Source organism: Georgenia sunbinii, assembly GCF_036421875.1.
Lineage (GTDB): Bacteria > Actinomycetota > Actinomycetes > Actinomycetales > Actinomycetaceae > Georgenia_B > Georgenia_B sunbinii.
In genome coordinates this window covers 318,820-332,575 of record NZ_JAZGOL010000004.1, presented here as the reverse complement: position 1 = coordinate 332,575, position 13,756 = coordinate 318,820, and the positions used below count along the sequence as shown (strand labels likewise).

At 70.7% G+C, this 13,756-nt stretch carries 12 protein-coding genes and 1 pseudogene; 11 read left to right on the top strand and 2 right to left on the bottom strand.

Going from position 1 to position 13,756, the window contains the following annotated elements; genetic code table 11:
- Positions 1-6 precede the first annotated feature (6 nt).
- The 9 genes from V2J52_RS12635 to V2J52_RS12595 all read left to right on the top strand — a co-directional run bounded on the left by V2J52_RS12635 (position 7) and on the right by V2J52_RS12595 (position 7,926).
- Positions 7-666 (top strand): SIS domain-containing protein, encoded by a 660-nt coding sequence (locus tag V2J52_RS12635; RefSeq protein ID WP_331228075.1) that lies wholly within the window; start codon positions 7-9, stop codon positions 664-666.
- Positions 666-2,141, top strand: a complete 1,476-nt coding sequence (gene xylB, locus V2J52_RS12630) for a xylulokinase (protein ID WP_331228074.1) — start codon at positions 666-668, stop codon at positions 2,139-2,141. Before V2J52_RS12635 ends, xylB begins: the two co-directional genes overlap by 1 nt.
- A complete protein-coding gene (locus V2J52_RS12625) occupies positions 2,138-2,776 on the top strand; it encodes a transaldolase family protein (RefSeq protein ID WP_331228073.1) in 639 nt (212 codons plus the stop codon). Before xylB ends, V2J52_RS12625 begins: the two co-directional genes overlap by 4 nt.
- 376 nt (positions 2,777-3,152) lie before the next feature.
- A complete protein-coding gene (locus V2J52_RS12620) occupies positions 3,153-3,308 on the top strand; it encodes a hypothetical protein (RefSeq protein WP_331228072.1) in 156 nt (51 codons plus the stop codon).
- On the top strand, positions 3,305-3,682 hold the full coding sequence (locus V2J52_RS12615; RefSeq protein ID WP_331228071.1) for a hypothetical protein: 378 nt from the start codon (positions 3,305-3,307) through the stop codon (positions 3,680-3,682). Before V2J52_RS12620 ends, V2J52_RS12615 begins: the two co-directional genes overlap by 4 nt.
- Positions 3,679-4,128 carry a hypothetical protein gene (locus V2J52_RS12610; RefSeq protein WP_331228070.1) on the top strand — a complete coding sequence of 150 codons (450 nt, stop codon included), beginning with the start codon at positions 3,679-3,681 and terminating at the stop codon, positions 4,126-4,128. Before V2J52_RS12615 ends, V2J52_RS12610 begins: the two co-directional genes overlap by 4 nt.
- A 157-nt stretch (positions 4,129-4,285) precedes the next feature.
- Complete coding sequence (locus tag V2J52_RS12605) at positions 4,286-4,855, top strand: hypothetical protein (protein ID WP_331228069.1); 570 nt, start codon at positions 4,286-4,288, stop codon at positions 4,853-4,855.
- A 52-nt stretch (positions 4,856-4,907) separates the two neighbouring features.
- Complete coding sequence (gene gltX, locus V2J52_RS12600) at positions 4,908-6,431, top strand: glutamate--tRNA ligase (RefSeq protein ID WP_331228068.1); 1,524 nt, start codon at positions 4,908-4,910, stop codon at positions 6,429-6,431.
- 88 nt (positions 6,432-6,519) lie between these two features.
- A complete protein-coding gene (locus tag V2J52_RS12595; RefSeq protein WP_331228067.1) occupies positions 6,520-7,926 on the top strand; it encodes a hypothetical protein in 1,407 nt (468 codons plus the stop codon).
- A gap of 210 nt (positions 7,927-8,136) precedes the next feature.
- On the opposite strand, the pseudogene V2J52_RS17125 reads toward V2J52_RS12595, so the two are convergent.
- A pseudogene (locus V2J52_RS17125) lies at positions 8,137-9,626 on the bottom strand (MFS transporter).
- A gap of 51 nt (positions 9,627-9,677) precedes the next feature.
- Between V2J52_RS17125 and V2J52_RS12580 the strand changes: the two are divergent.
- Entirely contained in the window at positions 9,678-10,142 is a 465-nt protein-coding gene (locus V2J52_RS12580) for a MarR family winged helix-turn-helix transcriptional regulator (RefSeq protein ID WP_331228064.1), read from the top strand.
- 88 nt (positions 10,143-10,230) lie between these two features.
- On the opposite strand, the gene V2J52_RS12575 is transcribed toward V2J52_RS12580, so the two are convergent.
- Positions 10,231-10,920, bottom strand: a complete 690-nt coding sequence (locus tag V2J52_RS12575; protein WP_331228063.1) for a DUF981 family protein — start codon at positions 10,918-10,920, stop codon at positions 10,231-10,233.
- A 237-nt stretch (positions 10,921-11,157) separates the two neighbouring features.
- Here V2J52_RS12575 and V2J52_RS12570 point away from each other — a divergent pair, with 237 nt between their 5' ends.
- The gene (locus V2J52_RS12570) at positions 11,158-13,710 is read left to right on the top strand and encodes a metallophosphoesterase (RefSeq protein WP_331228062.1); all 2,553 of its coding nucleotides are present in this window, start codon (positions 11,158-11,160) and stop codon (positions 13,708-13,710) included.
- Positions 13,711-13,756: the final 46 nt, after the last annotated feature.

Sequence of the window (13,756 nt, the reverse complement as noted above, 5' to 3'; positions counted from 1 at the left end):
GAACAAGTGACGGATGACCACAGCGATCTGCTCGACGCAGCGCGCGACCTGATCCGGCGGGAGGCCGGTGGGGTCGAGGCGGTCGCCGAGCAGCTCGACGACTCCTTCCTGCGGGTCGTGCAGCTCCTCCTGGCGTGCCGGGGCAAGGTGTTCGTCACCGGCTCGGGGACGTCGGGCGCGATCGCTCGCCGGATGGCCCACCTCCTGTCCGTCTGCGGCACGCCGGCAGTGTTCGTCTCTGCGATGGACGCCCTGCACGGCACCATGGGCGTGTTCGCGAAGGACGACGTGCTCATCACGATCTCCCGGGGCGGGGAGACCGACGAGCTGAACCAGCTCTCCACCCGCGTGCAGCAGCGAGAGGTGCCGGTGGTGGCACTCACCGCCAAGGCCACCTCGACCCTCGCGGGACTCGCGGACGTCGTCGTCATCATCGATTCCGGGCCGGAGGTCGACCCCGGTGGGGTCATCGCCATGGGCTCGACGCTCGCCGGCGCGGTCTGGGGCGACGCGCTGGCGTACGTGCTCATGCGGGTACGTGGCTACGGCTGGGACGAGGTGCTGTTCACCCACCCCGCCGGCGCGGTCGGCAAGATCACGACGGCACCCGAGAGCCTGGCCGCACTGCAGCCGGCGCCGGGCCGCCCGGAGCCTGGGAGCGCCTGATGGGAGTCGTCGCCGGGGTGGACTCCTCCACCCAGTCCTGCACGGTCGAGCTGCGCGACGCCGCCAGCGGGACGCTCCTCGGTACCGGATCGGCACCGCACCCACCGACCACGCCGCCGGTGAGCGAGCAGCGTGTCGAGGACTGGTGGGCCGCCATGACGGCGGCGTTCGGTGCGGCACTGCACTCGGCGGGGCTCCGCGCCGACGAGGTCGATGCCATCAGCGTGGCGGCACAGTGCCACGGCATGGTGCTCCTGGACGACGGCGGTCGCGCGCTTCGGCCGGTGAAGTTGTGGAACGACACTACGTCGGCGCCCCAGGCGCGCCGGATGGTGGCCGAGCTCGGCGACGCCGGGTGGGCCGACGCCGTCGGATCTGTCCCGACCGCGGCCTTCACCATCACGAAGCTCGCCTGGCTCGCCGAGCACGAGCCCGAGCTGCTGGCCCGAACCGCGACCGTGCTGCTGCCGCACGACTACCTCACGTGGCGGCTGACGGGACGGCCCGCGACTGACCGGTCGGAGGCCAGCGGCACCGGGTACTACTCGGCGCACGAGGGACGGTGGATGCCCGAGATGCTCGAGCGATTCGTGTCGGAGGACAAGAACTGGGCGACGGCGCTTCCCGTGGTGCTGGGTCCCGACGAGCCTGCAGGGCGGGCCCGCAGCGCCGGCGCCCGCGAGCTCGGGCTCCGGCCCGACGTCGTCGTCGGCGCAGGTGCCGGTGACCAGCACGCTGGGGCGCTGGGCATGGGCCTGCGACCGGGGGAGGTGCTCTACAGCCTGGGCACCTCCGGGGTGGTGATGACGACGTCGCCCACTGCCGTGCACGATCACGCCGGCTGGGTGGACGGCGTGGCCGACGCCGCCGGCGGCTACCTGCCGCTCGTCTGCACCCTCAACTGCACGAAGGTCACCGACTTCGCCGGGCGTCTCCTCGGCGTCGACCACGACGAGCTCGCCCGGCTTGCGCTCGCGGCCGACGTCCGGCCCGAGCGGCCGGTGCTGGCCGCCTACCTCGAGGGGGAGCGGTCACCGGCCCTGCCCGATGCGACCGGGATCCTCGGCGGCATCCGGACTGACACGACGCGCGAGGAGGTGGCGCTGGCTGCCTTCGAAGGCGTTCTGCTCGGTCTGGTGCGCGGACATCGGGCGATCGAGGCGGCCGGCGCGGACGCGTCAGGCACAGTGCTCGTCGCGGGTGGCGGGTCGCGGTCGCCGGCCTACCGGCAGGTGCTCGCCGACCTGCTCGGCGTGCCCGTCCACGTGAGGGACGTGCCTGAGGCGACCGCGCGCGGTGCGTGTGTGCAGGCGGCCGCGGTGCTCACCGGTGAGCCGGTCGTGTCGGTGCGCGACGCGTGGCAGCCACCGTCCGTGGGCAGCACCCAGCCCCGGGCTCGCTCGGGCGACGATCTGGAACAGCGGTACCTTGCGCTGGCGAGAGCCGCCGGCGACCACTCATCGGAGGACGCATGAAGCTCTATCTCGACAGTGCCGACATGGGGGCGCTGCGCCCGCTGATGCGGACGGGGCTGTTCGCCGGTGTGACGACCAACCCGCTGATCCTCAGCAGGGCGGGGCTCGACCAGACCCACGTCCGTGGCCTCGTGACGGAGCTGTTCGCCGCAGGTGCCGGCCAGGTGTTCGTGCAGACCGTCACGGACGGGGTCGAGGAGCTCGTGCGCGAGGGCCGGGAGATCGCCGCCCTCGGGGAGCGGGTCGTCGCGAAGATCCCGGCGACCCGCGACGGCTTCGCCGCGGCCCGGCGACTCGCGGACGACGACGTACCGGTCCTCATCACGGCGGTCTACCACGCACGGCAGGCGCTGCTGGCCCGTGCTGCCGGCGCGTGGGGGATCGCCCCGTACGTCGGTCGGATGAGTGACGCGGGACGAGACGGGCTCGCCCAGGTGGCTGCCATGCAGCAGCTCCTCGACGGGACCGGCGTGCGCGTGCTGGCCGCCAGCATCCGGTCCGCCGACGTCGTGTGCGAGCTGGCTGCGCTGGGCATCCACTCGGTCACCGTGTCGACGACCGTCGCCGACGAGCTGTTCGAGGACGAGCTGACCGCGCGTGCGGTGGCGGAGTTCGCGGCGATCTCGCGCGGCTGAGCCGCGCCCGACGTTGGGTCGCTCTTCCGGGCAGCAGGTCGACCATAATTTCCGGACATAAGGTCCCGGAAGAGCGACCTAAGGTTAGGGCGGCGGCCCGGCTCAGCGCCGGGCGGTCACAGGGCCGGGTCGACCCAGCCCGTCTGAACCACCTGGAAGCCGGTCTCGCGGGTGACCAGCAGGAGCGCCGGGCGAGGACCACGTGCAGGTCCACGTCGCGGGCCTGGGCGAGCAGCGGTTGCAGGGCGGCGATCGGGGTGCCGCTGCTGGTGGCGACGAGCTCGTAGTCGTCGACGACGATGAACGCGGGCAGCGACCGTGACGACTACCAGAGCAAGCGCTGGCCGGCCACTACCTCAACGCCTACGTCGACACCGTGGGCTCGGGCACCTTCGCCAACGGCTCCGAGCTCTGGGAGTACTCCTTTGCCCAGGGCCGGACCGGGACCGCGGACGTCATGAGCGTCCACATCGAGGACTTCGTCCGAGCCCTGTCGCGTCCCGACGCACCGACAGCGTCTACGGTGAGGTGACCGGAGGGTCCGGTGAATCAGCGGGCTACCGCCTCCACTTTGACGAGAGCACCACCCGCAACTTCGCGCGCACGTTCGGCGACCTCGCGCTGGACCGCCCAGACCAGGTGGTCACCGCGGAGAACCCCGGCGCGCGCGAGAACCCGCCGGCACTGCAGCGCGTCTTCAACGCGGCCGTGGCGACAACGCGAACTCTCGAGTCCTACGCCGATCCGAACCGTGCACCGGTGACGGTGATGGACGAGGGGGCCGGCTCCCTCGTCTACCTCACGGAGAGCTCCGAGCTCGTCCTGGTCGACGCGGCCGAGGACGAGGACGCGTACGGCGAGTACCTCAAGAAGGTGCTCGGAGCGGGCGTGGGCATGACCCCGTGAGCAGTATCCTGGTGGTTGGCGCGCCGGCCGACGCCGCCGTCGGCCTGACGGCCGACGCGGTCCTCGACCAGGTGATCGACACCGACCACGCCGACCGACAGGTGAGCACCGAGGCAGGGGCGGACCAGCTGGTCTGCTCGCTGCTCCAGGACCAGGGGGAGACGGCGATCATCGACGCAGGAGCGTGGGAGGAGGGCAAGGACCCGGTGACCTGGGCCGAGGCCGATGGCCTCTCGGAGTTGCAAACCTTTATCCGCGACGGCGAGCTCATGCCCATCGAGGAGATCCGGGCGGATGACGCGAGACGTGAGGCGTTCTTCATCAGCTTCCTCAGCGCGGAGGACGGCGGGGCTGATGTACTTCGGATCATGTACGACCAGGTGCAGGAAGCCACCGGGTCCGGTGCGGTCATCGCGGCGGACGACTACAACGCCACTGGTGGGTGAGGCGATGAACGGCATCAGGCGTGGGCACGCGGACGCGGCAGCTACCGCGGGAGGCAGGAGCCGCCCGGGTGCGTGGGCCGTGGTCGCGGTGCTCGCGCTCGGCCTCGGGAGCTGCTCTTCCGATCCCGATCCCGACGAGGTCATTCGCGAGGGTCGGGTGCCTCCGGGCGACACCTGGTGCCGGCTGCTGCCGGACGGCCAGGTCCAGGCACTGCTCGGCGACGTGGATCCTGAGCGGGTCCGGCAGGTGGGCGACGTGACGCCCATCGGCGGGGTGACCCAGCGGTGCAACATCGTCTGGGCCGACGGGGACACGCCGGTGGAGATCGTCGCGCTGCGGACGTGGAGTTCTCCCGGAGGGCAGGCTTTCGTCGACGAGGTCACCCGGATGCGCGACCTGTTCGGCCCGGACGGCGGCCGGCTCGCCTCGGACGAGGTGCGCGAGGTGCTGCCCGGCGTGTACTACGTCGAGGCCGACGGACAGCTCGCCGCGCACCTGGCGTGCGACGTCGGCGCGGAGCTGCCCGAGCTGCTGACCGGTCGCCTGTCCATGACGCCCACCGAATCCGGCCGACTGCCGACGACCGAGGAGCTCGCGACGGTAGGGGAAGAGCTCGCGGAGCTGGCCCCCTGGTCGCACCAGTGCGCCGGCGCGGTCACCCCGCTCGGTGCGCAGGACTGGGAGGCGCTGGGAGACCGGTACTTCGAGCTGCAGGACGAGGGCTGACCGCGGGGGCTGTGGGCACGGGCCTGGGCCGCGTCGATAGACTGGGCCCACCATGACCGATACCTCTGCTCCCACGACCGACGACGGCGCCCGCTCCGGCGCCGTCCGCGTCCGCTTCTGCCCCTCGCCGACCGGGGTCCCGCACGTCGGGCTCATCCGGACCGCGCTGTTCAACTGGGCGTACGCCCGGCACACCGGCGGCACCATGGTGTTCCGGATCGAGGACACCGACGCCGCGCGGGACTCCGAGGAGAGCTACCAGCAGCTGCTCGAGGCGATGCGCTGGCTCGGGCTGGACTGGGACGAGGGTGTGGAGGTCGGCGGGCCGCACGAGCCCTACCGGCAGTCCCAGCGGATGGCGCTGTACGCCGACGTCGCGACGCGGCTGGTCGAGGCCGGTCACGCCTACGAGTCGTTCTCGACGCCGGAGGAGGTCGAGGCACGCCACCGCGCCGCCGGGCGCGACCCGAAGCTCGGCTACGACGGCTTCGACCGTGACCTCACCGAGGAGCAGAAGGCCGCGTTCCGGGCCGAGGGCCGCCAGCCGGTGCTGCGGGTCCGGATGCCGGAGGAGGACGTCTCCTTCGACGACGTCGTGCGGGGCGAGGTGACCTTCAAGGGCGGCTCCGTGCCGGACTTCGTCATCGTGCGCGGCAACGGCCAGCCGCTGTACACGCTGGTCAACCCGGTGGACGACGCCGTCATGAACATCACCCACGTGCTGCGCGGCGAGGACCTGCTGTCCTCCACGCCGCGCCAGGTGGTGCTCTACCGGGCGCTGCTGGACATCGGTGTCGCGTCGGTGATGCCCAAGTTCGGGCACCTGCCGTACGTCATGGGCCAGGGCAACAAGAAGCTCTCCAAGCGTGATCCGGAGTCCAACCTCTTCCTCCACCGGCAGCGGGGCTTCATCCCCGAGGGGCTGCTCAACTACCTCGCGCTGCTCGGCTGGGCGATCGCGCCGGACAACGACATCTTCTCCGTCGAGGAGATGATCGCGGCGTTCGACGTCGCCGACGTCAACCCGAACCCGGCACGCTTCGACATCAAGAAAGCCGAGGCGATCAACGCCACCCACGTGCGCCTGCTCGGCGCCGAGGACTTCCGCGACCGCCTGGTGCCGTACCTGCACGACGCCGGCGTGGTGCCGGCCGCGTCCTTCGCCGACCTGTCGCCGAAGTTCCAGGCGCTGCTGACGGCATCGGCGCTGCTGGTGCAGGAACGGATGACCCTGCTCGGCGAGGCGCCGGGCATGCTCGGCTTCCTGTTCGTGGCCGACGAGGACGTCGTCGTCGAGGAGGACTCCCGCAAGGCGCTGCGGCCCGAGGCGGCCGAGGTGCTCGACCGGTCTCTCGCTGTTCTCGAGGGCCTGGCCGACTTCTCGCCGGAGGCGCAGCAGGAGGCGCTGCGCGCGGTCCTCGTCGACGAGATGGGGATCAAGCCCAAGTTCGCGTTCGCGCCGCTGCGCGTCGGGATCACCGGACGGCGCGTCTCTCCGCCGCTGTTCGAGTCGATGGAGATCCTCGGCCAGGAGTCCTCGCTGGTGCGGCTGCGCGGGTTGCGCGCGCAGCTGTAGTTGACCGCGGCCGTGTGTCGGTTGCTACCCGGCCCGGCCGGCTCGTTCGTGCCTCCGCGATGTCAGTGGCGTCCGGCATGATCCAGACATGCCCCCCATCGACCACCTGCCAACTCCGGCTGTGAGTCCGGAGTTCGCCGATCCGCGCATCGCTGAGGCACTGGTTGACGCCATCGCAGGATGGGCAGTGTGGTGCCACCGGCGCGTCGACAGCGTCCATCCGCTGGAGGGCGAGCGGGGCCGGGCCCGCCATTCGATGGACTGCTCGCCACCACCGGACCCCTGGCTTGCGTACCTTCCGGAAGAGCGCGGAATGGCAAACGTCGATGCCGTCCAAGGTCAGGTCGTGGTCCCGCTGGCGGTGGTGCAGAAGCAGCCGATGCGCGAGCTCAATGCTGCTGACCGCGAGGGGCGACCTATCCCGCTGCTTGGCATGGCGGAGAATATCCAGCTCGCGGTGGCGATGCTCAAGCGCGTCCTCTCACGTGAAGGGATTGATGTCCCGGCGGAGCTGGAGATGTTGCTGAAGCGGGTCGCAGGCGCAGCTCGCGCGGGCGATGCCTCGCCGACCAACGTCGCCGAGGCGCTCATCGCCAGCGGGGCCTGGGACGGACAGACGTACTGGGACCCGGAAGCGCTCTCGCCGGGAGCGGCCGACCTCCTTCGTGACTTTGCAGCTGGCTTCTTGTTGGCAGGGCTACTCCCCGCGAACGACGTCGGAGTACGCCAGGTCATCAAGTTCTCGTTCCACTGGCGGATCGAACCCATCGATGGACCGCTGGCCTCGTTGTGGCGGCGTGCGCAAGTCAGCCTGCGCGCCGGGTCTCGCGTGATCGAGCTTCCGATGACGGCACCGAGCGACACGCGTTCGTATCACATGGAGTTCCAGACCCCGCCCGAGCTCGACTGCATACGACTCGATCTGCCGGCCGATGGAGCTCAGTGGCAACCTGGGGTGATGGACACCAGCGGGCAGCCGGTTGCTCACGTCCACGGTAGATATCAGATGCCGCCGGACGGCATCGCTCGGGCACACCTTGTGGTGCCTCGCCGTGGGTTGTGGACCTACGCAATGCTTGCGACGACGATCACCGTCATCACCATGTGGCTCGTGCTGCTGCTACCCGGGGCGATGACGACTCTGAGGCAGTCTGGTGAGGGCGCGGCGGCAATCCTCCTCGCGCTGCCGGCAGTGCTCATCGGGTTCGCCGCCAGACGCCGGGAAAGTGCGCTGGCCGCCTGGATGCTCTCGCCGTTGCGCGGGTTGATGCTCACCTGCTCGCTGATCCTCTTCACCCTTGGCTGGGCACTGGTGGGCGAGCTGCGGGAGCCGTGGAACTCGGCCTTATGGATCTCCGCAGCCATCCTCGCGACGATCCTGCTGCTGTCGATCGCAGTAGTGGGCCCGTGGTTGGGCCGACAGCGTCATGACGCGGAGGTAGGATCAGGGATACCGGACTCTTTGGAGGGGCATGATGGCGTCGCCCACGAGTGACAACCAGCGCAAGGATGCGCAAGGCATGACCGGCGGCGCCAATGGTGGCCGGATGACCACTATCGCTCTGAAGCGGTCGTCCATCGCGCGGAGGGAGGCAGGCGGGGGATGGTCAGCCAGCTCCAACTCGCTGCGCAGCCCCCGCTCGAAGGTCGGGAAGAGTCGTTACTCCACCGATTGATCCGCTACCCGGCCCGGCCCGCTGCCGGCTCAGCGAGCGGCGGCCACCTTGGCACTGTTCGGGATGGCCGCCGCGATGCCGGCCGCGACGAGTGCACCGCCGCAGCCGATGAGCAACGAGACGATGAACCCGGGCAGCGCCGGGACGAGGTGACCGCCGACGGCGTGGGTCATCGAACCGAGAACGGCGCCGATGACCGCGGCGGAGACCGAGGTGCCGATCGCGCGCATGAGTGAGTTGAGGCCGTTCGCCGCCGTCTTCTCGTGGGCCGGCACGGCGCTCATGATCAGGGCCGGCATCGCGCCGAAGGCGAACCCGATGCCGCAGCCGACGACGAGCGTGGTCACGAGCAGCAGCACGAGCGTCCCGACGACGGGCGAGGTGTCGCCGACCGGCCGGTTGCCGACCGTGGCGAGCACGAGCGCGGTGGCGCCGTAGCCGGCGGCGATGACGATGCCGGCAAGAGTGAGCGTGACCTTCGGGCCGTGGTTGCGGCTGATCCACGCGCCGACGTTGGAGACCGCCATCATGCCGATGCCCATCGGGGCGATCCACAGGCCCATCTGGATCATCGACTGGCCGAGGCCGTAGCCGGTCTCGACCGGTAGCTGCATGACCTGCGGCACGATGAGGTTCATCGAGTACATCGCGAAGCCGATGAGGATCGAGGCGATGTTGGTCAGCAGCACGACCGGCGTCGCCGCGGTGCGTAGGTCGACGAGCGGGCCGCGACGGCGCAGCTCGTACCAGCCCCACACCGTGAGGAGCGCGACGGCCGCCGCGAAGCAGCCGAGGGTCGTGCCGCTGGTCCAGCCCACTCGGCGCCCTTGGACACGCCGAGCAGCAGCGTGACGAGCGCCGCGGCGAGGCCGGCCGCCCCGACGTAGTCGAAGCTGTGAGCGTTGCCGTGGGGCCGGTGCGCGGGGATGGTGCGCCAGACGACGACGGCGAGCACCGCGGCCGCGGCGGCGGTGGCCCAGAACAGCACCCGCCAGCTGGTGAACTCGGTGACCGCGGCCGCGACCGGCAGGCCGAGGGCTCCGCCGATCCCCATCGAGGAGCTCATGAGGGCGATGGCGCTGCCGACCTTCTCCTTGGGCAGCACGTCATGCAGCAGGGAGATGCCGAGCGGCACGATTCCGGTCGCCAGTCCCTGGAGGCCGCGGCCGACGATCATGACGACGACGTTGGGTGCGACCGCGCAGACGATCGACCCGAGGACGAACGGGACGATCGCGACGAGGAGCATGCGCTTCTTGCCGTACATGTCCGCCAGCCGGCCGACGACCGGGGTCGACACCGCGCCCACCAGCAGGGTCACCGTGATGACCCACGACGTGTTGGCGGCGGAGGTGTCGAAGATCTGCGGCAGGATGCCGATGATCGGCACCACCAGGGTCTGGGCCAGAGAGATGACGATGCCCGCGACGGCGAGGACGGCGACGATCGTGCCGGGCTTGGTGCCCACCTGGGAGGAGTCTGCCGAGGATTCGCTCGTCTGGAGTACCGTCACGAACATGCACGATACACATCGTATGCACGATGCACAAAGAGATGCCAGACTATGGCCATGACCTGCGATCCGATCGTCGCCGTCGAGTACGAGGCCATGGTGTTCGGGCGTCACCTGACCTCGCTCCCGGGCCGGTCCCGCCGGAGCCAGGGCGTGCTCGACACCAGCGCCTACACCCTGCTCGCGCTGCTCCAGGTCGGTGGTCCCGCGAGCATCAGGCAGCTGAGCGCTATCACCGGCCTCGACGCCTCCACGCTCAACCGGCAGACCGCCGCGCTCCTGCGGGACCACTACGCCGAGCGGATCCCGGACCCCGACGGCGGGGTGGCCCGCAAGTTCCGCATCACCGGCACCGGAGAGCGGGCACTCGAGGAGGAGCGCGCCGCCAGCCGCGAGGCGCTCGCAGCGCTGACGGCCGACTGGACCGAGGCGGACCGTGTGGCTCTCGGCAGTCTCCTGGGCCGCCTCAACCGCGCCGTCGAGCAGCGTTCCGGGCGGGCCTGGCCGCGCCCGGCGGGCTGACGCTCGTCGTCGTCGGGCGTGACGGAACGAGCGAAGGCCGCCCGGATCAGTCGCCGGACGGCCCTCGCTCGCGTGTCAGATCAGTGGGCTACCACTTGATCATCGTGTCGTTGGCGATGTTGTAGTACATGCCCATGTGCGTGTAGAAGTTCAGCGCACCGAACAGTGTGAAGGCGATACCACCGAGCAGGAAGGCCCACACCGCCCAGCGCAGCAGCCGCGGCCGGTTGGTCCAGAACGCGATGGCGAAGAGCAGCGCACCGAGGGCGACGACGCCCCACAGGCCACCGAGGAAGATCGCCTCGATGAGCGGTAGGTGGCCGAAGCGCCCGGTGATCGGCTCCTCCGGCGGAGCGGCACCGAGCTGGTAGCGGACCAACGAGATCGCGATGACGGCCATCCCCAGGCCGAGCACGCCGACGAAGATGCTGGTCGGCTTGAGTGACTCGAGGGTCTTGGTGTTGGCGACCTCGATCTCGCCGTCGAAGTCCGAGCGGTGACGCCACAGGTAGATCGCGGCCGCCAGGAGCAGCGCGCCGAAGCCCGCCGCCGGCTGGCCGAAGGCGATGTTTGCGTACTCGAAGCCGTCGCCGCCGTAGGGCCAGGTCACCGTGGTGTGCAGACCCAGGATGAAGAGCAGCAGGCCGGTGACGCCGAAGAACGCCGCCCAGCCCTCGCTGCGGATCCGCTCGTTGCGGATGAGGTCCGAGAGGAACTTCGCGAAGCCCAGCAGGCCTGCGCCCGCCGTGATGGCGATGAGTTCGTTATAGACGACCAAGTCAGCAATTCCTTCCTTGTGAAGGCGGCAAATCCGCCCGAAAGATCATCAATCATTAGTGGCAAGGCTACGGCGCGCCGGTCTATTCCCCCTGGATACGCCCGGGTGGCCATTTGTCGCGCTGCCCCGCCGTCGTTCATGATCGCGCCGTCGTCGCGACACCCGCTGTTCGCCCCGCGGTGATTGGCTGCGCCGGGCTCCCGTGCCCGGGGGCCGATCATCAAGGATGGGAGAAACGTGCGTCGACGACGCTCATTGACCAGGTGCCTGGCCACCGCCACCGTGCTCGCAGCAGCCGGCGCCGTCGTGGTGGCCCCCGGTGCGGCCACCCCCGCCGAGGCTGCGGTGAACGCCGAGGACCCGGGCTCACGATTCACCCTCGCGGTGCTGCCGGACACGCAGTTCTACTCGCGCTACGCCGACGACCAGTTCGGGCCGCGCCACGGCACCAACCCGTTCGCGGCGCAGACGGAGTGGCTCGTCGAGGTGCAGGACGAGCTCAACATCCCGTTCGTCGCGCACGTGGGCGACGTCGTCGACCGCGCCGGGGTGGACAGCGAGTGGCGGGCGGCCGACGCCGCGATGGCGACGCTCGAGGACGGCGGTCTCGCCTACTCGGTCCTGCCCGGCAACCACGACCTGCTGACCCCCGACGACCGTCTCACCGACCGCGACTACGACCTTGCCGCCGAGCCCTACCTCGACTGGTTCGGGCCCGAGCGCGCGCAGGCGCAGCACACCGACGGCGGCACCGACGAGACCGGGCTGAGCCAGTACCAGATCTTCGAGGCCGAGGGGCAGCGCTTCCTCGTGCTCGCGCTGACCTGGCGCGCGTCGGACGAGACGATCGCCTGGGCGGACGAGGTGATGGCCGCCAACCCCACGCTGCCCACCATCCTCACCACGCACTCGCTGATCAGTGTCGCGAGCGACGGCGTCTCGCCGGTGGACACCGCCTACGGCGACGAGCTGTGGGAGAAGCTGATCTCGGGCAACGACCAGATCTTCCTCACCCTCAACGGCCACTTCCACGGCACCACCTACCAGACCCGCCTCAACGACGCGGGCAACGGCGTCACCCAGGTGCTCATGGACCACCAGATGGCGTACGACGGCGGCAACGGCTACCTCGGACTGTTCGAGTTCGACCTCGACAACGACCAGATCGCCGTCCAGACGGCGTCGCCGTGGGTGGTGGCCAAGCCGCAGGACGTGCTGACCCCCTACGACCAGCCCTTCCTCGAGGGACCCACCCAGCAGTACGTCTTCGACATCGACTTCGCCGAGCGGTTCGGCGACTTCGCGCCGGACTTCGGGCCCGGCGACGGCCAGTACCCGTCGCTGTCGCAGCGCGCCCGCCAGCTCCTGCTCGACGGCTTCGAGGGCCCCGACCCGGTCCTCAACTCGCTGCCCGGGTCGGCCGAGGACTTCGTGCGCGCCGAGGGCACCCTCGCCCACTGGCGGCCGAGCGAGGCCGACGCGGGCGCCGACGGCGTGCTCGCCGAGGGCGCCGCGGTGCCGGACATCAGCGGTGGCGGCAACGACCTCCACCGGGTGGCGCTGGCAGAGTCCGGGTCGGAGATCGCCCAGCTCGACGACGTGACGGTCACCGACGAGGGCCACGCGTTCTCCGCCGACGGCGCCGCGGTGTGCTTCGCCGAGAGCGACCGCACCACCGAGCGCTTCAGCTACCTCAGCACCGGCGTGGACGCGGCGGTCAACGACGCCGAGCTCGACGGCGGCTACACCATCGAGACCTTCGTGCAGGTGGCCGACGACTGGTCGGTCGACGCGAACCAGTGGAGCAAGGCGCTGACCCGCAGCGGCAACCGCTCCACCCTCGACGGCATGCCGTGGTCGCAGTGGGACTTCACCGCCTCCCCGACGGCGCTGGGCATCTCCAACCTCAAGGAGTTCCAGTGGACCGAGGTGCCGGCCGACACCACCGTCGGTGACCGCACCGCGTGGTCCGGCGAGATCCTCGTCGGCCGCTGGCTGCACGTCGCGGTCGTCAACGATGTGCAGGCCGGGTCGACGACGATGTTCATCGACGGCGCCCCGGTGCTGCGCAACTCGACCGGCACCGGCGGCATGAGCTTCAACGAGGGCATGCCGTGGATCATCGGCGCGGACTGGGTCGACGACAGCGCGGCGAACGGCTGGCACGGCTGCGTGGGGGAGACCCGCATCATCGACCGCCCCACCGGCGCGGACGAGTGGCTCACCGCCCGCCCCGACCTCGAGGCGGACTTCACCCTCACCGCGGACGCGGCCGCGACCGACGAGGGCGCTCCCCTGCCGCAGCTGACCGGCACCGGGCTGGCCGGCACGACGGTGGTGGTCGAGGGCGCGGCTCGGGCGGAGTCCGTCGTCGCCGAGGACGGCACGTGGACCGCGGTCCTCGAGCCGGCCGACGCCGAGCTGGCCGCCGGGACGCACGACCTTGTCGTGACGCAGGGCTTCGGCGAGCGCCGGTCGGCGCCGCTGAGCGCCGCGCTGACCGTGCTCGCGGTCGACACGGAGCCGGCCCCGACGCCGTCGCCGACCGACGACGCGACGCCGGCGCCCGAGCACCCGGGTGACGACGTCCCGAGGCCCGAGGATGACCCCGCACCCGGTGGTGACGGGTCCGATGATGCGGCAGACGGCGGCACCGGCGACGGTACCGACGTCGACCTGGCGCAGACCGGCGCGGAGGGGGCGGCCGCCGTCGTCGTCCTCGCACTGCTGCTGCTGGTCTCCGGCGGCGCTGCGGTGGTCGCCATCCGCGAGCGGAAGATGACCGTGTAGCGCGAGCGGGCGGGGCTCGTCGTCGGAGCCCCGCCCGTGCGACGGC

Coding starts and splice junctions, on each gene's coding strand:
- xylB (WP_331228074.1), top strand. CDS start 666: ATGGGAGTCGTCGCCGGGGTGGACTCCTCCACCCAGTCCTGCACGGTC.
- V2J52_RS12625 (WP_331228073.1), top strand. CDS start 2,138: ATGAAGCTCTATCTCGACAGTGCCGACATGGGGGCGCTGCGCCCGCTG.
- gltX (WP_331228068.1), top strand. CDS start 4,908: ATGACCGATACCTCTGCTCCCACGACCGACGACGGCGCCCGCTCCGGC.
- V2J52_RS12595 (WP_331228067.1), top strand. CDS start 6,520: ATGCCCCCCATCGACCACCTGCCAACTCCGGCTGTGAGTCCGGAGTTC.
- V2J52_RS12580 (WP_331228064.1), top strand. CDS start 9,678: ATGACCTGCGATCCGATCGTCGCCGTCGAGTACGAGGCCATGGTGTTC.